General features: G+C 63.8%; 17 protein-coding genes. 7 read left to right on the forward strand and 10 right to left on the reverse strand.

Annotated features, from left to right (window positions below; genetic code table 11):
- Positions 1-46 precede the first annotated feature (46 nt).
- The 4 genes from fdhD to ACZ0AJ_RS04520 form a co-directional block, all read right to left on the reverse strand.
- A complete protein-coding gene (gene fdhD, locus ACZ0AJ_RS04505; RefSeq protein ID WP_499454020.1) occupies positions 47-904 on the reverse strand; it encodes a formate dehydrogenase accessory sulfurtransferase FdhD in 858 nt (285 codons plus the stop codon).
- Positions 901-3228 carry an FdhF/YdeP family oxidoreductase gene (locus ACZ0AJ_RS04510; RefSeq protein ID WP_499452916.1) on the reverse strand — a complete coding sequence of 776 codons (2328 nt, stop codon included), beginning with the start codon at positions 3226-3228 and terminating at the stop codon, positions 901-903. Before ACZ0AJ_RS04510 ends, fdhD begins: the two co-directional genes overlap by 4 nt.
- A gap of 215 nt (positions 3229-3443) precedes the next feature.
- A complete protein-coding gene (locus ACZ0AJ_RS04515) occupies positions 3444-4712 on the reverse strand; it encodes a nitronate monooxygenase (protein WP_499452917.1) in 1269 nt (422 codons plus the stop codon).
- A gap of 178 nt (positions 4713-4890) precedes the next feature.
- Positions 4891-5376 carry a YajQ family cyclic di-GMP-binding protein gene (locus ACZ0AJ_RS04520; protein WP_183550398.1) on the reverse strand — a complete coding sequence of 162 codons (486 nt, stop codon included), beginning with the start codon at positions 5374-5376 and terminating at the stop codon, positions 4891-4893.
- Positions 5377-5519: 143 nt separating this feature from the next.
- On the opposite strand from ACZ0AJ_RS04520, the gene murB reads away from it, so the two are divergent.
- The 6 genes from murB to blaOXA all read left to right on the forward strand — a co-directional run bounded on the left by murB (position 5520) and on the right by blaOXA (position 11103).
- Positions 5520-6536: a UDP-N-acetylmuramate dehydrogenase gene (gene murB, locus ACZ0AJ_RS04525; protein WP_499452918.1), complete on the forward strand. Its 1017-nt coding sequence runs from the start codon at positions 5520-5522 to the stop codon at positions 6534-6536.
- Between the two features lie 10 nt (positions 6537-6546).
- Positions 6547-7254 carry an SDR family oxidoreductase gene (locus tag ACZ0AJ_RS04530; RefSeq protein WP_499452919.1) on the forward strand — a complete coding sequence of 236 codons (708 nt, stop codon included), beginning with the start codon at positions 6547-6549 and terminating at the stop codon, positions 7252-7254.
- A gap of 104 nt (positions 7255-7358) precedes the next feature.
- Entirely contained in the window at positions 7359-7742 is a 384-nt protein-coding gene (locus ACZ0AJ_RS04535; protein WP_258836062.1) for a BlaI/MecI/CopY family transcriptional regulator, read from the forward strand.
- Positions 7739-9454 carry a penicillin-binding transpeptidase domain-containing protein gene (locus ACZ0AJ_RS04540; RefSeq protein WP_499454023.1) on the forward strand — a complete coding sequence of 572 codons (1716 nt, stop codon included), beginning with the start codon at positions 7739-7741 and terminating at the stop codon, positions 9452-9454. The genes ACZ0AJ_RS04535 and ACZ0AJ_RS04540 overlap by 4 nt, the downstream gene beginning before the upstream one ends.
- A 9-nt stretch (positions 9455-9463) precedes the next feature.
- Positions 9464-10327: a subclass B3 metallo-beta-lactamase gene (bla, locus tag ACZ0AJ_RS04545; protein WP_499454025.1), complete on the forward strand. Its 864-nt coding sequence runs from the start codon at positions 9464-9466 to the stop codon at positions 10325-10327.
- The gene (gene blaOXA / locus ACZ0AJ_RS04550; RefSeq protein WP_499456723.1) at positions 10327-11103 is read left to right on the forward strand and encodes a class D beta-lactamase; all 777 of its coding nucleotides are present in this window, start codon (positions 10327-10329) and stop codon (positions 11101-11103) included. Before bla ends, blaOXA begins: the two co-directional genes overlap by 1 nt.
- A 256-nt stretch (positions 11104-11359) precedes the next feature.
- Here blaOXA and ACZ0AJ_RS04555 read toward each other — a convergent pair whose 3' ends face one another.
- The 6 genes from ACZ0AJ_RS04555 to ACZ0AJ_RS04580 form a co-directional block, all read right to left on the reverse strand.
- Positions 11360-11650 (reverse strand): GIY-YIG nuclease family protein, encoded by a 291-nt coding sequence (locus ACZ0AJ_RS04555; RefSeq protein WP_499452921.1) that lies wholly within the window; start codon positions 11648-11650, stop codon positions 11360-11362.
- 191 nt (positions 11651-11841) lie between these two features.
- Complete coding sequence (locus ACZ0AJ_RS04560; RefSeq protein ID WP_258836058.1) at positions 11842-13074, reverse strand: argininosuccinate synthase; 1233 nt, start codon at positions 13072-13074, stop codon at positions 11842-11844.
- 112 nt (positions 13075-13186) lie between these two features.
- Positions 13187-14110 carry an ornithine carbamoyltransferase gene (argF, locus tag ACZ0AJ_RS04565; RefSeq protein WP_499456724.1) on the reverse strand — a complete coding sequence of 308 codons (924 nt, stop codon included), beginning with the start codon at positions 14108-14110 and terminating at the stop codon, positions 13187-13189.
- 84 nt (positions 14111-14194) lie between these two features.
- Positions 14195-15109, reverse strand: coding sequence for a ribosome small subunit-dependent GTPase A (rsgA, locus tag ACZ0AJ_RS04570; RefSeq protein WP_183550427.1), 915 nt, complete (start codon positions 15107-15109; stop codon positions 14195-14197).
- The gene (locus ACZ0AJ_RS04575) at positions 15106-15450 is read right to left on the reverse strand and encodes a 4a-hydroxytetrahydrobiopterin dehydratase (protein ID WP_499452922.1); all 345 of its coding nucleotides are present in this window, start codon (positions 15448-15450) and stop codon (positions 15106-15108) included. Before ACZ0AJ_RS04575 ends, rsgA begins: the two co-directional genes overlap by 4 nt.
- Entirely contained in the window at positions 15447-16709 is a 1263-nt protein-coding gene (locus ACZ0AJ_RS04580) for a M48 family metallopeptidase (protein ID WP_499452923.1), read from the reverse strand. The genes ACZ0AJ_RS04575 and ACZ0AJ_RS04580 overlap by 4 nt, the downstream gene beginning before the upstream one ends.
- Before the next feature lie 47 nt (positions 16710-16756).
- On the opposite strand from ACZ0AJ_RS04580, the gene orn reads away from it, so the two are divergent.
- Positions 16757-17341, forward strand: a complete 585-nt coding sequence (gene orn / locus ACZ0AJ_RS04585; RefSeq protein ID WP_183550437.1) for an oligoribonuclease — start codon at positions 16757-16759, stop codon at positions 17339-17341.
- The last annotated feature ends 49 nt before the right edge of the window (positions 17342-17390 follow it).

The following is a 17390-nucleotide window of genomic DNA, read 5'->3' on the forward strand; positions in this document are numbered from 1 at the left end:
CGCGGGTGTGCATCAGATCCCTGCATCAGACGCTCAGGTCAGACGCTCAGGTCAGGCGCTGCGGATGGCTGTAGACGACGTGGCGCCCGGCGCGCACGAAGCCGGCCAGCGTCACGCCGGCCGCATCGGCCAGGCGCACGGCCATGGCCGTCGGCGCCGAAATGGCCGCCAGTACGGCGATCCCGGCGCGCGCGGTCTTTTGCACCATCTCGAAACTGGCGCGGCTGGTCACGACGACGAAGCCGCTGTCGGCTGGTACGCCATCGTGCGCCACCGCGCCGATCAGTTTGTCGAGCGCATTGTGGCGGCCGACGTCTTCGCGCACGGTGCGCAGCACGCCATCGCGATCGGCCCAGCCCGCCGCGTGCACGGCGCCGGTTGCCAGGTGCAGGTGCTGGCGCGCCGCCATCGCGGCCATCGCGCGGTGCAGTGCATCGGGCGCAAACTGCGCCGTCACGCCATGCGCGCCGCCATCGCGTGCATCGATCAGGCCCGTTTCGCGCTCGAACCAGGCCAGGCTGTCCACGCCGCACAGGCCGCAGCCGGTCTTGCCGGTGCGTGCACGCCGCGTTTCCTTCAGGCGCGCCATGGCGCCGGGGGCAATCTCCATCGCCAGCGTGATGCCGTGCGGGCCCGTCTCGATGGCGATGTCGCGGATATCTGCCGCCTGGCGCACGATGCGTTCGGACAGTGAAAACCCCAGTGCGAAGTCTTCCAGGTCTTGCGGCGAAGCCAGCATGACGGCGTGACTGATGCCGTTATAGACAAGTGCTACCGGCACTTCCTCGGCCAGTACCTCGGCCAGCGCCTCGCTCGCGCCAGCCTGCCAGCAGGCCGCCGGCACGCTGCTGGCGACCGGATAGTCCGGCCCGCCGTCACCGGGGAAGGACGTGCGCGCGTTCATGCAATGCTCGTTGCTGCGCTGGTTGCCCCACGGGTGCTGCGCTCGAGCAGCACATCGATGGCTTTTGCCGCCGGCACCTTGCTCTCCTTTGCGTGGTGCCACAGCGGAATCAGCGGATTGCATTCCGGGTAATAACCGGCGATGCAGCCCGTTGGCACATCGTAGGGCACGATCTGCAAGCCTTCGACGCGGCGATTCACGCCATCGTCCGCATGCGTACGCAGCGCCACGACGTCGCCCTTGCCAAGGCCATAGCGTTCCATGTCCGCCGCGTTCATGAACAGCACCATGCGGCTGCCGTGCACGCCGCGGAAGCGGTCGTCATTGCTGTAAATGGTCGTGTTGAACTGGCCGTCGCTGCGGATCGTAAACAGGCGCAGGATGTCGGGGCCGCCCGGCATGTTCGGGTTGCCCGGCAGCTCTTCGGGCACCGTGAATTCAGCCTTGCCGCTCTCGGTTTTCCAGATGCGCTCGGCGGCGGCCAGTGGCTTGCGGTAGCCGCCCGGCGTCCACATGCGCTCGTTCAAGTCCTTGAAGATTTCGGGGAAGGTCACACCCATCGCTTTGCGGATGACGCGGTAGTCGGCCACCCAGGCATCCCAGTTGACATTCGGGTTGGGCGCCAGCGTCGCCTTGGCGATGCCGGCCACGATCGCCGGTTCAGACAGCAACCCGGGCGCGGCTGGCTCGGTCATCCCGCGCGAGCCGTGCATGTGCGACGTGCTGTCTTCGACCGACACCGACTGGTCGCCCGAACCCTGGCGATCAATCTCGATCCGGCCCAGGCAAGGCAGCAGGTAAGCCGCCTTGCCGTGGATGACGTGATTACGATTGAGCTTGGTAGCGATCTGCACGGTCAGCGGCAGTTCGCGCCAGGCCGCTTCCATCAGCACCGTTTCCGGCACGGCGCGCAGGAAATTGCCGCCCAGGCCGATGAAGCCCTGCAGGTCACGCTTGATGATGGCTTCGCAGGCGTCCACCGTTGTCAGGCCCATATCGCGTGGCGGCTCGAAGTTGAATTGTTCCTTGAGCTTGTCGAGCGGCGCCAGTTCGGGTTTTTCGGTGATGCCCACCGTGCGCTGGCCCTGCACGTTCGAGTGGCCACGCACCGGGCAGATGCCGGCGCCCGGCTTGCCGATATTGCCGCGCAAGAGCAGCAGGTTGACCAGCATCGTCACGTTCTGCACGCCATTGCGGTGCTGGGTCAGGCCCATACCGTACACGCCCAGCACGGCGCTTGATTTCGCATACACGCCCGCTGCCTCTTCGAGCGCCGCTTGCGACAGGCCCGCTTCGCGCTCGATGGCTTCCCACGAGCAGGCGCGCACGGCCTGCTCGAAGTCGCTGAAACCGTTGGTGTGTTCCTGGATGAATGCGATGTCGATCACGCGCTGTTCACCGGCCGCCAGCGCCGCATCGTCAAGCGCGAAGATCGCCTTGCACATGCCCATGATGACGGCCGTGTCGCCACCCGGCTTGACCTGGTGGTATTGCGTCGAAATCGCCGTCTCTTGCCTGGTCAGCATTTCCAGCGGCGACTGGGGATTGGTGAAGCTCACCAAACCGCGCTCGCGCAGCGGGTTGAAGGTGATGATCGGCACGTCGCGCTTGCGCGCTTCTTGCAGCTGGTGCAGCATGCGCGGGCTGTTCACGCCCACGTTCTGGCCGAAGAACAGGATGCAATCGGTGTCCTCGAAGTCGCTCAGCTGGACCGTGCCCACGGCAATGCCGATCGTCTTTTGCAAGCCGACCGACGTGCTTTCGTGGCACATGTTCGAGCTGTCCGGCAGGTTGTTGTTGCCGTACATGCGCGCCAGCAGCTGGTACATGTAGGACGTTTCCAGCGAGGCGCGGCCCGATGCGTAGAACACGACCTGCTTCGGATCGAAGCCGCGCAGCGCGGCGCCGATCTCGTTGAAGGCCACGTCCCAGTCGACCGGCAGGTATTTATCGCTGGCGGCGTCGTAGCGCAGCGGTGTGGTCAGGCGGCCGTGGTCTTCCAGTTGATGATCGCTCCAGGCTTCGAGCTCGGTCAGCGTGTGGCGCTGGAAAAAGTCGGCGCCGATGGACTTGCTCGTGGTCTCCCATGCGGTGGCCTTGGCGCCGCTGGAACAGAATTCGAACGGGTGCGGATTGGCCGGCTTGGCCCAGGCGCAGCTGACGCAGGCGAAGCCATCGGTCTTGTTTTGCTTGAGCAGCAAGCCCGTGTCTTTGACGACGACGTTCTGGTCGGTCAGGATCGTGCTGACGTCGCCAACGGAACCCCAGCCACCGGCCGGCATCGTCGCCTTGGTAATACGGACCTGCTTCTTCTCTTCGCTCATTGCTCACTCCCGCTGATGGAGTGATTACCGTAACGTTCATGCAAGACGGCTTCGGTGCGCCTGCGCACATTCAGCGGCGATCACGGGGCAGGGGCGGGACAAGGCGGTTCATTCGGGCGTAAACGCAAAAACGTCATTCCCGCGGGTGCAGGAGTGACGTTTTAGTGGTTGCCGTGCGAAGCGGCAACAGCAACAGCCGAGATAACGTCGCGTGATTACGCCGCGACAATCTCCTGCTTTTCGGGCAGGGCGATTTCGTTGTTGACGCTGAACTGGTAATCCTTGAACACGTGCTCGGCGCTCAGGATCTGGTAATTGCCATCTGCCAGCAAATGCGACGTGTCCTTCAGGCGATACGTGTAGTGTCCGCAGGTCCAGCAATTAAAGTTGCGCATGTGCGTGCACAGGCAGGTCTTGTCCATCACCGTGACTTTTTTCAGTTCCGGATGCGCCTGCACCTCGCGGTTGTAGGCATTGATGTACGAGCAATTGCCGGTCGCATCAAGTAGATAGCCATACGATTCGCAGCCCGGGCGAATGCCCGAGCCGATGGCCGGCGTATTCTTGAGCATGCGCATCGGATAGCCGGTCGGCGAGATGCCGTTGACTTCGATGTCTTCTTCGCTGGCGCGGAAGTATTCCTGCTTGACGTCGTCTGGCAGGCCGCATTCGGTGGTCACGGTAAAGCGCGTGGCGACCTGAACGGCGCCTGCGCCTTTTTCGAGGAAGCTGACGGCATCCGAACCGGTAAACACGCCACCGGCGGCAATCACCGGGATGCCCAGCTGCTCGGCCTTCACGAACGCATGGATCTCGTCCATGATCGTGTGCAGGTCGTATTGCTTCCAGTCATCCATGCCGAAGCCCAGGTGGCCACCGGCCAGCGGACCTTCGACGATGATGAAGTCGGGCTTGCGGTCCAGGCGCGAGACTTTACGCAGGAACAGTTGCAGCGCGCGCACGGACGAAACGATGATGCCCAGGTGCGCATCGCGGAAACGCGGGTGATCCTTGATCAGCTCGAACGAACCCAGGTGCAGGCCGGCCGACAGCGTGATGCCGTCGATGCCGCCGTCCAGCGCCGACGCCAGGCGCACGCGCAGCGTTTCCTTGGGCGCGTTCATGGTCAGCTTTTCCATGCAGTTCACGTAGATCAGGCCATCGCCTTTCTTCGCTTCCATGGTGGAGCTGACATGACGGCGCGTGGCCTCGGCCAGGTGATCCAGATCGAACTGGACCACGGCCTTGTTCATGTTGTTGATGTTGAACTTGTAGGTCTTGGTTTTTTCCTTGACGTACGTGGTGTCGAACTTGCGGTCGGACACGTCTTGCGACATTGCATCGGAGATATGGCCGATTCCGCCCAGGCGGGCTGCTTCCAGCGCCAGCTCGGACGTCGAAATGTCCACACCCATTCCGCCGATCATGATGGGCACGTATTCCTTATTGCCCATGCGCAGGCGGAAATCATCAACACGTTTCATTGCTATCCTTAGACTACCTAATCTGCCCGGAGTGGCTGCGGTGCGTGGTATTCGACCCCTGGTCGACGCACGGCGCCATTTTACTCCAAGCGTTACAAGGCTTCAGCGGACACATTGTCCACGGATCGCCCTGTGCCAGCGCCGGTCATACCGGCCCGTTGCAACGCGCTGATGCCGATCAGTCGCGGAAGTTGTTGAAGGCCAGCGGCAGGTCTTGTACGTCCTTGCGCAGCATGGCCATGGCCGTCTGCAGGTCGTCGCGCTTGGCGCCGGTGATGCGCACCGATTCGCCCTGGATGCTCGCCTGCACCTTCATCTTGCTTTCCTTGACCAGCTTGGTGATCTTTTTCGCGTCGTCGGTTTCGATACCGTTGCGCACCTTGATCACCAGCTTGACCTTGTCGCCGCCGATTTTCTCGACCTTGCCTTCGTCGAGAAAACGCACGTCGACCTTGCGCTTGGCCATCTTGTTGATCAGGACGTCCTTGACCTGCGTCAGCTGGAAATCGGAATCGGCAAACAGCGTCAGCTCCTTGTCTTTTTGCTCGACATTGGCCGAGCTGCCCTTGAAATCGAAACGGGTCGTGATTTCTTTGTTCGATTGTTCAACCGCGTTCTTTACTTCGACCATGTCTGCTTCGCAGACGACATCAAATGATGGCATGGGGTGTCCTTGTTTTGTCTTGCATGTAGATGAATCCCTCTATTTTAGCGGACGGCGGGCCGAATCGCGACCGTTTCACCCGTGTGGAAAGCCGGCAATGCACGAACCACTATAATGAAACGACACTTTTACGCCGTTACATCATGCCTCTCATTCACGACCAGCCGCTCGACACGTTCAATACCTTCCGCATTCCCGCCCGCGCGCGCCACTACCTGCGCGTGGATGGCGCCGAGCAACTGGCCGCGGTGCGTGCCGATCCGGCGCTGGCTGCCTTGCCGCGCCTGGTGCTTGGCGGGGGCAGCAATCTGCTGTTCACGCGCGACGTCGAGGGCCTGGTGCTGCACATGACAGGGCAGGGCCGCGAGGTGCTGGGCGACGAGGCCGGCAAGATCCTCGTGCGCGCCCAGGCCGGCGAAAACTGGCACGGCTTCGTGCGCTTCACGCTCGAGCAGGGCATCGGCGGGCTGGAAAACCTCTCGCTGATACCCGGTACCGTGGGCGCCGCGCCTATCCAGAATGTGGGGGCATATGGCGTCGAAACCAAGGACGTATTCCATAGCCTCACTGCCTACGACATGGCCAGCGGCGCCACGCGCACGCTGGACGCGGCTGCCTGCCGCTTCGGCTACCGCGACAGCATCTTCAAGCATCCCGACGGCGCCAATCTCGTCGTGCTGGACGTGACGTTTGCCCTGCCGCGCGCGTGGCAGCCGAACCTGCGCTACGCAGAGCTGGGCAATGCGGTGCGCGACGCCGGGTTGACGGCGCCTACACCGAACGACATCGGCCTGATGGTCGAAGCGATCCGGCGCCGCAAGCTGCCCGATCCGCGCGAAATCGGCAACGCCGGCAGCTTCTTCAAGAACCCGGTGGTGTCAAACGCGGAATGCACGCGCCTGCTCGCGCAGTTTCCAACCCTGGTGCACCACGCCCAGCCGGACGGCACATTCAAGCTGGCCGCTGGCTGGCTGATCGACCAGTGCGGCTGGAAGGGCCGCCACCTGGGCGCGGCCGGCGTGTACCACAAGCAGGCGCTGGTGCTCGTCAACCTCGGCGGGGCCACGGGGCAGGATGTTGTCCGGCTGGCCGCCGCGATTCAGGCCGATGTCGCGGCGCGCTACGGCGTGATGCTGGAACCCGAACCCGTCTTCATCTAAGGAACGCTTCATGAAAAAAGTCATCGTCACCGGCCACACCCGTGGCCTCGGGGCCGCCATCGCGGCCGAACTGCAATCGCGCGGCCTGGCCGTACTGGGCCTGGCGCGCGGGCGCTCTGCGCTGGCCGGGATCGAACAGGCCGAGGTCGACATGGCCGATCCGGCTGCATTGCAGGCCTGGCTCGCCGGCCCGGCGCTGCGCGATTTTCTCGCGGGCGCCGATGCGGCATACCTCGTCAACAACGCCGGCGTCGTCACGCCGGTGGGCGCGCTGGCCGCGCAGGCGCCGGCGGCCGTGCTGCAGGCGGTGATGCTCAACGTTGGCGCGCCTCTGGCGCTGGCTGCCGCATTCGTGCAGGCCGCGCCCGAAGCCGCGCGGCGCATCCTGCACGTGTCCAGCGGGGCAGGGCGCAATGCGTATCCCGGCTGGGCCGTGTACTGCGCGACGAAGGCCGCGCTCGACCAGCATGCGCGCGCCATCCAGCTTGATGGCGATCCGCGCGTGCTGGCGGTCAGCCTGGCGCCGGGCGTCATCGACACCGACATGCAGGCAGCGATCCGCGCGACGCCGGACGCCAACTTCCCGCTGCGCGAGCGCTTCGTCGAGCTGAAGGACACGGGCGGCCTGACCTCGCCCGAGGACTGCGCGCGCAACCTGGCCGACTATCTGCTCGCACCTGGCTTTGGCCGCGAAGCGGTCGACGATCTGCGCAACTGACGGTCATCGCAAGTTCTTGTTGACGCCGGTGCGACACTTGTCGCATCATTGCGGCAAGCGTCACATTAGGCGTCACGTCAAGCCTCACGTCAAGGACTGTTGCCATGGCCGTACCCTCGATTTCCGAACTGAGCCTGCTCAAGGCGCTGTGGCGCCAGCAGCCGCTCAGCGCCCGTGAAATCCACGACGCGGTCGAGGCCGAACTGGGCTGGTCGTACTCATCCACCCGCAAGACGCTCGAACGCATGCTCGACAAAGGCATGGTGCGCCAGGAGCTGCGCCACGGCGTGCAGGTGTATGCCGCAGTCAGCGACAAGGTCGATACGCTGGCCGCGTTCGCCCATGACTTTGGCAAGCGCGTGATGGAGATCGATACGCCGCTGCCGGTCAATATGTTCACCGGCAGCAAGCTGGTTGACGACGACGAGCTCGCGCGGCTGGAGCAATTGCTCAACGACTGGCCGGTCGACAAGGACGCGGCGCCATGAGCCTGCTCGACGCAACGCTCATCCGCTTCCTGTTTGCCAGCATCGGCTGCCTGGCCGCCGGTCTGGCTGTGTGGGGCGTGCTGGCGCTGGCGCAGCGGAACCTGCCGGCGCTCGGCATGCAGCGCACCCCGTGGATGCTGGGGCAGGTCGCGCTTGCGGCCACCTTCATTATCCTGATGCTGCCGCAGGCGCAGCAACTTCACATGCTGCCTGTGTTCGACGTCGACCTGTCGCCCATGACGGCCGCCACGGTCGCCACGTCCCCCCAGACTCTCGGGCCCATCAGCACGTTGGCAGAACCCCGCTCGTGGCTGAGCTGGACCGCGTGGGCATGGGCGCTGGCTTACATGGGCGGTCTGCTGTGGATGCTTGCGCGCCTGTTCCATGGCCAGCGCGCGCTGGCGCAGTTGCTGCGCGCCGGTGCGCACCTGCCAGCGGATGGGGCGCTGCCACCCATGATCGAAGTCGATGCCCCCATCTCCCCGATGCTGGTCGGCCCGTTCCGGCCGCGTCTGCTGTTGCCGCTGGCCCTGCGCACGATCGATCCGTTGCAGCGCGAGCTGATCGTTGCCCACGAACTGACGCACTGGCGCCGGGGCGATCTGTGGTGGCTCGCCGCCTGCGCGCTGCTCCAGGCGCTGTGCTGGTTCAATCCGGCGATGCGTCTGCTGCGCGCGCGCCTGGTCTGGGCCCAGGAGTTGGGCTGCGACCGCGACGTGCTGCGCGGCCGGCCGCAGGTCCAGCGCAAGGCCTACGCGGCCGCGCTGGTCGCGCAACTGCGCTTCCAGTATGGGGCCGCGCCAGCCAATGCCCTGGCCTTCGGCGGCGTCGCGCCGGACACGCTGACCGCGCGCGTCGCGTTGATTCGTACGCCGGTCCTCGCCCGGAATGCTGGCCGTGCCCGCTGCGCCGGCCTGGCTGCACTGGCGCTGGTGTTCGGCGCCAATCTGGCCCTGCAGCCAGCGCTGGCCTGGGGCGATGCACCGGAAACGCTCGACTGCACGCTGATGCTCGATGCTGCCACAGGGGCGGTGCTGGTCGAGGAAGGGCGCTGCGACGTACGCACCACGCCGGCGTCGACCTTCAATATCGCCGTGAGCCTGATGGGTTTCGATGCCGGCATCCTGCAGGACGCCCACACGCCGGCGCTGCCGTTCAAGGCGGGTTACATCGACTGGCAGCCGTCGTGGCGCGCCACTACCGACCCGACGAGCTGGATCCGCAATTCGACCGTCTGGTATGCGCAGCAGGTCACCAGCCGGCTGGGCGAACGCCGCGTACAGGATTACGTGGGTCGCTTCGACTACGGCAACCAGGACCTCACCGGCGGCGTCGACAGGGCCTGGATCTCGTCGTCGCTGCAGGTCTCGCCGCGCGAGCAGGTCGCTTTTCTGCGCAAGGTCGCCAACCGCGAACTGCCCGTCACCGCGCACGCCTTCGACATGACGGCGCAGCTGCTGCACTTGCCCATGCTAGACAATGGCTGGCAGGTGTACGGCAAGACCGGCACTGCCTCTGGTGATGGGGCCGGGGACACGGGCCGCGCGCTTGGCTGGTTCGCCGGCTGGGCCACGAAGGATGGGCGCACCATTGTCTTTGCACGCCAGAACCTTGGCCCGGGCCACCCGAACCTCACGGCCGGACCGCACCTGAAAGAACGCTTCCTGCACGCACTGCCGGGAAGACTCGCCACGCTGTCACCGTCCACATAAGGAATCGTCATGATGAAACACACAAGCCTGGCACTTGCTGCGGCTGGCCTCGTCGCGTGCCTGCAGCCTGCTGCAGCCAACGACTGGAACACGCCGCAGAAACCGTTTGCCCTGTACGGCAACACCTATTATGTCGGCACGCATGGGCTGTCGGCAGTCCTGATCACGTCGAAGGAGGGACATATCCTTATTGACGGCGGCAGCGACAAGTCGCCCGCGCAGATCGTGCGCAATATCCGCCAGCTCGGTTTCAAGGTCGAGGACATCCGCCTGATCCTCAGTTCGCACGAGCATATCGACCACGCCGGCGGCATCGCCGAGCTGCAGCGCCTGTCGGGCGCCGAGGTCCTGGCCGGCAGCGCCGCCGTCCCCGTATTGCGCAGCGGCCAGGCCAGCAAGGGCGACCCGCAGTACACCAACCTGCCACCCATGGCGCCGATCGGGCGCGTGCGGGGCGTGGCCAACGGTGACGTCGTCAAGCTCGGCCCGCTGGCCGTGACGATGCACGCCACGCCCGGCCACACGCAGGGCGGCGCGAGCTGGACCTGGGACGCCGTCGTAGGCGGCCGGACGGCGCACATGGTGTACGCCGACAGCCTGAACGCCATGGCCGCCGGACCATTCCGCTACCGTGGCCATCCAGCCTACCCAACGGCGCGCGCGGACCTCGAACGCTCGATCGCGACGCTCGCCGGCCTGCCGTGTGACGTGCTGGTTTCGGCGCACCCGGAAGGCAGCGATCTGTGGCAGCGCTACGCCCGGCGCGCTGCGCGGGGCAATGCCGCCTTCATCGACACCAACGCCTGCCGCACGTATGCCGACAAGGCGCGCGCGCGTCTGGCCGCACAACTGAGCAAGGAAACAGACCAATGATCAAGCATGTTGTTGCACTCGTCCTGATGGCGTTCGGCGCCGTCGCCCAGGCCACCGAATGGCGCGACAGCCCGGCCATCACACAGCTGTTCAAGAAAGAGGGTGTGACGGGAACGTTCGTCGTGCACGACGTGGCCCAGGACACCAACACGGGCCACGACCGCCAGCGCGCCGCAAAACGGTTCATCCCGGCGTCGACCTTCAAGCTCCCGAACTCGCTGATCGCACTGAGCACGGGCGCCGTCGCCTCGGTCGATGAGATCGTGCCGTACGGCGGCAAGCCGGTCGCGCGCCCCGAGTGGGCACGGGACATGGGCCTGCGCGAAGCGATCAAAATCTCGAACGTGCCTGTCTACCAGGAAATGGCGCGGCGCATTGGGCTGGAACGCATGCGCAGCGCGCTCGTGCGCATGAATTACGGGAATATGGACACGGGCACGGTGGTCGACCGCTTCTGGCTCGATGGCCCCCTTGAAATCAGCGCGCTCGAGCAGACGGTGTTCCTGGCCCGGCTGGCGCAGGGCCAGCTGCCGTTCGAGAATGTGCACATGGACGCCGTGCGCGCCATCGCGCGCCAGGATGGCCCGGCCGAACTGTATGCAAAAACCGGCTGGGGCAAGCGCCCCGGCCAGCCCGATATCGGCTGGTGGGTCGGCTGGATCAAAAAGGATGGCAAGCTCTACACGTTCGCGCTGAACATCGACATCCCGGACGGGGCGCCCGACAAGCGCGTGTCGCTGGCGAAAGCGGCGCTGCAGTCATTAGGGCTGTTATAGCGCCACGTCTGGTCGAAGAAAAGCCGGGATCAGGTCTGATATTCGGGCACGATCTCGACAGTAGGGTAGTCGAAATAAGGTGGCGCTGCGCGATGTTAATGCTGGGCCAGACACCATTGGAAATCGTTAAAGCTGAGGTTGTGTCTGAATGTCAGACCTGATTCCAGCTGTATGCGCGTGACCCCAGCTGTATGTGCGATAAGCTGACGAGGTTTGACGGCGGCAACAGCGTGGCGCTGGGATTGCGCCACGTGTTCTAGGCGATATCTTGGTACAGGTCGCGCCACATTGGATTAGCGGACTGGATCAGGTTGACTTTCCAGTTGCGGTTCCAGGATTTGAGGCGTTTTTCGCGCGTGATGGCTTCGTGGATATCGGTGTGGATCTCGTACCAGACAAGGCGGTTGATGCAGTACCTTTTTGTGAAGCTGGCGGCAGCTGCTTCGCGGTGTTGCCAGATGCGTCTGATTAGGTCAGAGGTAACGCCGATGTAGAGGGTGCCGTAGGGGCGGCTGGCCAGGATGTAGACGTACGATGGTTTGTCCATGGCGTCTACTGTGCGTTCACGGCGTTATTCGAGTTTGTGGCCGCTCAGAGTAACTTGGGTTCCCGCCTGCGCGGGAACGACGGTTTGCAGGTTCTCTGCAACATCAGCCGTCGTTCCCGCGAAGGCGGGAACCCAAGCAAGCATGCACATCGCAATTGCCAAAAAAAGCCGCCCTTGGGCGGCTTCCCTTCTTACTGCCCGCGCTTGGCGCGTGCTTTGGCCGCAATCCGCATGCGCAGCGCATTGAGCTTGATGAAGCCGCCCGCGTCAGCCTGGTTGTACGCGCCGCCATCTTCATCGAACGTCGCGATGTTCATGTCGAACAGCGAATCGGTCTTCGAGTCGCGCGACACGACAATCACATTGCCCTTGTACAGCTTGATGCGCACCCAGCCGTTGACGGTGGCTTGCGTGTGGTCGATCAGCGTCTGCAGTGCGACGCGTTCCGGCGCCCACCAGTAGCCGTTATAGATCAGCGACGCGTAACGCGGCATCAGGTCGTCCTTCAGGTGCGCCACTTCGCGGTCCAGCGTGATCGATTCGATCGCGCGGTGCGCGCGCAGCATGATCGTGCCGCCCGGGGTTTCGTAGCAGCCGCGCGACTTCATGCCGACGTAGCGGTTTTCCACCAGGTCCAGGCGGCCGATGCCGTGCTTGCCGCCCAGGCGGTTCAGCTCGGTCAGGACGGCGGCTGGCGACAGGCGCTTGCCGTTCAGGCCGACGATGTCGCCGCGCTCGAATTCGACGTCCAGGTATTCCGCTTCGTCCGGCGCCGCTTCTGGCGAGACGGTCCAGCGCCACATCGATTCCTCGGCTTCGGCGCTCGGGTTTTCCAGGTGACGGCCTTCAAAGCTGATGTGCAGCAGGTTGGCGTCCATCGAATACGGCGCGCCGCCGTTCTTGTGCTTCATGTCCACCGCGATGCCCGCGTCTTCCGCGTACTTCAGCAGTTTTTCGCGCGACAGCAGGTCCCATTCACGCCATGGCGCGATGATCTTGACGTCCGGCTTCAGTGCGTACGCACCCAGCTCGAAACGCACCTGGTCGTTGCCCTTGCCGGTCGCGCCGTGCGAGACGGCGTCGGCGCCGGTTTCGTTGGCGATCTCGATCAGGCGCTTGGCGATCAGCGGACGCGCGATCGACGTGCCCAGCAGGTATTCGCCTTCGTACACGGTGTTCGCGCGGAACATCGGGTAGACGAAGTCGCGCACGAATTCTTCGCGCACGTCGTCGATGTAGATGTTCTCTGGCTTGATGCCGAATTTAATGGCCTTGGCGCGTGCCGGTTCCAGTTCTTCACCCTGGCCGAGGTCGGCGGTGAAGGTGACGATTTCGCAGCCGTAATTGTCTTGCAGCCATTTCAGGATGACGGAGGTGTCGAGGCCGCCAGAATAGGCCAGTACTACTTTCTTGATGTCGCTCATGGGATGTTCCAGTGATGGAGGGAGGGTAGAGGAGTAATGGTCAGCTGGCTCGCAAATCCAGCCCGGCAAGCGCCGGGATTGACGGCCAACGATCAAGCTTCAGGGGTAAAAATCAATCTTCGATGCGGCCGAGCAGCAGGTACTCGATCAGGGCTTTTTGCACGTGCAGGCGGTTTTCGGCTTCGTCCCAGACGACCGATTGCGGACCGTCGATGACCTCGGCGGCCACTTCTTCGCCGCGGTGTGCTGGCAGGCAGTGCATGAACAGCGCGTCGCTCGCGGCGCGGGCCATCTTGGCTTCGTCAACGATGAAGCCGTCAAACGCTTTCATGCGCTCGGCGTTTTCCTTCTCGTAGCCCATGCTGGTCCAGACGTCGGTATTGACCAGGTGCGCGCCTTCGCAGGCGTCCGACGGGTTGTCGAACCGTGTGTAGCGCGTGGTCGAGACCAGGCTCGGATCCATCTCGTAGCCTTTCGGCGTGGCGACGTTCAGGTGGAAGCCGAACACTTCGGCTGCCTGCAGCCACGAGTAGAGCATATTGTTGGCATCGCCGATCCAGGCGACCGTCTTGCCGGCGATGGAGCCGCGGTGTTCGTGGAACGTGAACACGTCCGCCAGCACCTGGCACGGGTGGTGTTCATTGGTCAGGCCATTGATGACCGGCACGCGCGAATTGGCGGCGAAGCGGTCGATGATGTCCTGGCCAAAGGTGCGGATCATGATGATGTCGCACATGCGGCTCATCACCTGGCCGGCGTCTTCCACCGGTTCGCCACGGCCGAGCTGGCTGTCGCGCGTGTTGAGGTAGATGGCGGCGCCGCCCAGCTGGTGCATGCCGGCTTCAAACGACAGGCGCGTGCGCGTCGAGCTTTTCTCGAACACCATCACCAGCGTGCGGTCGACCAGCGGGTGGTACACCTCGTAGGCCTTGAATTTGCGCTTGATGATGGCCGCGCGCTTGATGACGTATTCAAACTCATCGAGCGTGAAGTCGGAAAACTGCAGGAAGTGCTTGATCGGTGGGGTACTCGTCATCATAAGTCTGCTCGTGTCTGCTGCTATGTTTGTCCCTTGAATTATAAGGGGAATTTCTTTCCGTTAGGGAAAGTAGTCAGGGTCTCAATACAGGGTCTGCGCCGATTCGTGCAGCAATTGCCCGTAGAGTTCATGGCGGTGCTTCCAGATCTTGCCCGCTGCCACGGCATCGAGAATGGCGCAGAACGGCTCGGCCAGGTGGCGGCAGTTGTAGTACTTGCAGCCGCCCAGGTACGGCTTGAACTCGACAAAGGCGCGCTCGAGCATGCCTTCACTCAGGTGGTACAGGCCAAATTCCTGGAAGCCTGGCGAATCGATGATCGCCCCGGCCTTGCCATCGACTTCGGGCAGCCAGTACAGGCGCGTGAACGTCGTCGTGTGCTTGCCGGTATCGAGCGCAGCCGAGATTTCGCGCACGGCGATGTCGGCGTCCGGGATCAACAGGTTGATCAGCGACGACTTGCCCATGCCCGACTGGCCGATGAAGATCGACGACTGGCCGGCCAGCAGCGGCTTGAGGATCTCGACCGTTTCTTCAGGATGCGCCTGGGCCGAGACCTCGTGCACCGGGTAGCCGAGGCGCGAATACTGCGCAGCGCGTTCGCGCGCGCGGGGCAGCAGGTCCGTCACGTCGGTCTTGTTGAGGATCAGGTGCGCCTCGATGCCGGCCGCCTCGCATGCCACCAGCGAGCGCGACACCAGGTCGTCGGCAAAGCCGGGCTCGGTGGCGATCACGACGAACAGGCGCGAGATGTTGGCCGCCAGCAGCTTGGATTTGTACTGGTCGGAGCGGTACAGCAGCGTGGTGCGCTCGGCGATGCGCTCGATCACGGCCTGGTTCTCGGACGTCCGGACTACGTGCACGACGTCGCCCACAGCCACATTGGTCTTCTTGCCGCGCGTGACGCACTGCAGTTTCTCGCCGTCGATGTCGGCCAGGTAGTGGCGGCCGTGGGCCGCGATGATGGTGCCGGTCAGTTCAGTAGGGGATGCGCTCATGCGGTTTCCTGGTTGAGGTACAGCGCATTGGCTTTCGCGGCGCAGATAAAGTCGTTGTCGGACAGCATGCTGCCCGCGGAATGGGTGGTCCAGCTGACGCGGCAGGTGGTGTAGCCGACCGTCATCTCGGGATGATGGTCTTCGTGCTCGGCCAGCGTTGCCACCGCGTTGACGAATGCGATCGTGGCGCGGTAGTCCGGTAGCGTGAAAGTGCGCGCCAGGACGCTGTCGGCCACTTCCCAGCCGGGCACTTCGTGCAGCAGCGTGGCGATGGCCGCCCCGTCAAGCGCGGCCGCCTTGCGCGTGCAATGGCGCGACGTGAGTGGTGGCGTCAGGCTCATGCGGCCGCCATCGTCAGGCGCTTGACCCGGACCGACGCCGGCGGGTGCGAATCGTAGAACGCCGAGTGCAGCGGATCGGGCGTCAGCGTCGACGCATTGTCTTCATACATCTTCACCAGCGCCGACACCAGATCGCGGTGATCGGTGTGCTGCGCAGCGAAGGCATCGGCCTCGAATTCGTGCTTGCGCGACGTGATGGAACTCAGTGGCGCGAGCACAAAGGTGAACACCGGCAGCACGAGGATGAACAGGATCAGCGCCATGCCGTCGTTCGACGCATTCATGAACGGCAGCACGCCCAGGCCCGTGTAGAACCAGGCCTGGCCTTTCAGGTAGCCGAGCAGGGCGAGGAAGGCCAGCGAGATCGCGAACATCGTCGCCACGCGCTTGACGATGTGGCGCAGCTTGAAGTGGCCCAGTTCGTGCGCCAGCACCGCTTCGATTTCCTGTGGCTCCAGGCGCGACAGCAGCGTGTCGAAGAACACGATGCGCTTGGCCCGGCCAAAGCCCGAGAAATACGCGTTGCCGTGGGCGCTGCGCTTGCTGCCATCCATGACGAACAGGCCGCGCGACGCAAAGCCCACGCGCGTCATCAAGCCATCGATGCGCTCCTTGAGGCTGACGTCGGCCAGTGGCGTGAATTTGTTGAACAGCGGCGCAATCACGGTCGGGTAGAACGCGATCATCAGTAGTTGGAAGCCGCTCCAGACGAACCACGTGTACAACCACCACAGCTGGCCACTGGCTTCCATCAGCTTGAGCACGACCCACAGCAGCGGCAGGCCGATCAGCGCGCCCACGAACGTGCTCTTGACCAGGTCGCCCCACCACAGGCCTGGCGTCATCTTGTTGAAGCCGAAACGCTGCTCGAGGACAAACTGACGATACCAGTCGAGCGGCAGGTCGAGCACACTGGCGATCACGGCAAACGCGACGACCAGCACCAGCTGGTGCATCAGGCCGGGGCCGGTGAATGGCAGGATTGCCAGCGACAGCAGTTGCAGGCCGCCCATCAGCGTGAAGCCGATCAGGACGATGGCGCCCCACAGCGTGCCGATCAGGCCAAGCCGGGTTTTGGCGACGGTGTAGTCGGCCGCTTTCTGGTGCGCCGCGAGCGGCACTTTCGGCGCAAACTCGGCCGGCACGCTGGCGCGATGGCGCGCGATGTGCCGGATATGGCGCGCGGCCAGCCAGGTGCGCAGCGACAAGGTGAGCAGCAGGAAAACGACGAACAAAACCGAAAACGCGAATGAAGACATTCTGTGCCTGTGAGAAAATGCAGGATTGATTAGGCAAAGAGAGAATTATGTCACAAGCGACACCTTCCGCAGTGCCGGGTACGCCCCAGCGGCCCAATGAATTCAACCTCGTCTGGCTCGACATGGAAATGACGGGTCTCGACCCGGACAATGACCGCATCATCGAGGTCGCCGTCGTCGTCACCGATCCCGACCTGAACATCATCGCCGAAGGCCCGGTGTTCGCGATCCACCAGTCGGATGAAACACTCGACAAGATGGACAACTGGAACAAGGGCACCCACGGCAAGTCGGGCCTGATCGACCGCGTGAAGGCGTCGACCGTGACGGAAGCCCAGGCCGAAGTCGAGCTGATCGAATTTCTCAAGCAGTACGTGCCGAAGAACAAGTCGCCGATGTGCGGCAATTCGATCTGCCAGGACCGCCGCTTCATGGCGCGCGGCATGCCGAAGCTCGAAGCGTTCTTCCACTACCGCAACCTCGACGTGTCGACGCTGAAGGAACTGTGCCGCCGCTGGAAGCCCGAGCTGGCATCCGGCTTCAAGAAGCACCAGAAGCACACGGCGCTGGCCGACATCGTCGAGTCGATCGAAGAGCTGCGCTACTACCGTGAGCACTTCATTAAGCTGTAATGCGCAAGCTGTGATGCCTTAACGGTAATGCGCGAGTTGTAAAGTTGCG

Source organism: Telluria sp. AC161, assembly GCF_979258535.1.

Bases quoted from the DNA above. Each gene is read 5' to 3' on its own strand.
- fdhD (WP_499454020.1), bottom strand. From the start codon at position 904: ATGAACGCGCGCACGTCCTTCCCCGGTGACGGCGGGCCGGACTATCCG.
- ACZ0AJ_RS04510 (WP_499452916.1), bottom strand. From the start codon at position 3,228: ATGAGCGAAGAGAAGAAGCAGGTCCGTATTACCAAGGCGACGATGCCG.
- ACZ0AJ_RS04515 (WP_499452917.1), bottom strand. From the start codon at position 4,712: ATGAAACGTGTTGATGATTTCCGCCTGCGCATGGGCAATAAGGAATAC.
- ACZ0AJ_RS04520 (WP_183550398.1), bottom strand. From the start codon at position 5,376: ATGCCATCATTTGATGTCGTCTGCGAAGCAGACATGGTCGAAGTAAAG.
- murB (WP_499452918.1), top strand. From the start codon at position 5,520: ATGCCTCTCATTCACGACCAGCCGCTCGACACGTTCAATACCTTCCGC.
- ACZ0AJ_RS04530 (WP_499452919.1), top strand. From the start codon at position 6,547: ATGAAAAAAGTCATCGTCACCGGCCACACCCGTGGCCTCGGGGCCGCC.
- ACZ0AJ_RS04535 (WP_258836062.1), top strand. From the start codon at position 7,359: ATGGCCGTACCCTCGATTTCCGAACTGAGCCTGCTCAAGGCGCTGTGG.
- ACZ0AJ_RS04540 (WP_499454023.1), top strand. From the start codon at position 7,739: ATGAGCCTGCTCGACGCAACGCTCATCCGCTTCCTGTTTGCCAGCATC.
- bla (WP_499454025.1), top strand. From the start codon at position 9,464: ATGATGAAACACACAAGCCTGGCACTTGCTGCGGCTGGCCTCGTCGCG.
- ACZ0AJ_RS04555 (WP_499452921.1), bottom strand. From the start codon at position 11,650: ATGGACAAACCATCGTACGTCTACATCCTGGCCAGCCGCCCCTACGGC.
- ACZ0AJ_RS04560 (WP_258836058.1), bottom strand. From the start codon at position 13,074: ATGAGCGACATCAAGAAAGTAGTACTGGCCTATTCTGGCGGCCTCGAC.
- argF (WP_499456724.1), bottom strand. From the start codon at position 14,110: ATGACGAGTACCCCACCGATCAAGCACTTCCTGCAGTTTTCCGACTTC.
- rsgA (WP_183550427.1), bottom strand. From the start codon at position 15,109: ATGAGCGCATCCCCTACTGAACTGACCGGCACCATCATCGCGGCCCAC.
- ACZ0AJ_RS04575 (WP_499452922.1), bottom strand. From the start codon at position 15,450: ATGAGCCTGACGCCACCACTCACGTCGCGCCATTGCACGCGCAAGGCG.
- ACZ0AJ_RS04580 (WP_499452923.1), bottom strand. From the start codon at position 16,709: ATGTCTTCATTCGCGTTTTCGGTTTTGTTCGTCGTTTTCCTGCTGCTC.
- orn (WP_183550437.1), top strand. From the start codon at position 16,757: ATGTCACAAGCGACACCTTCCGCAGTGCCGGGTACGCCCCAGCGGCCC.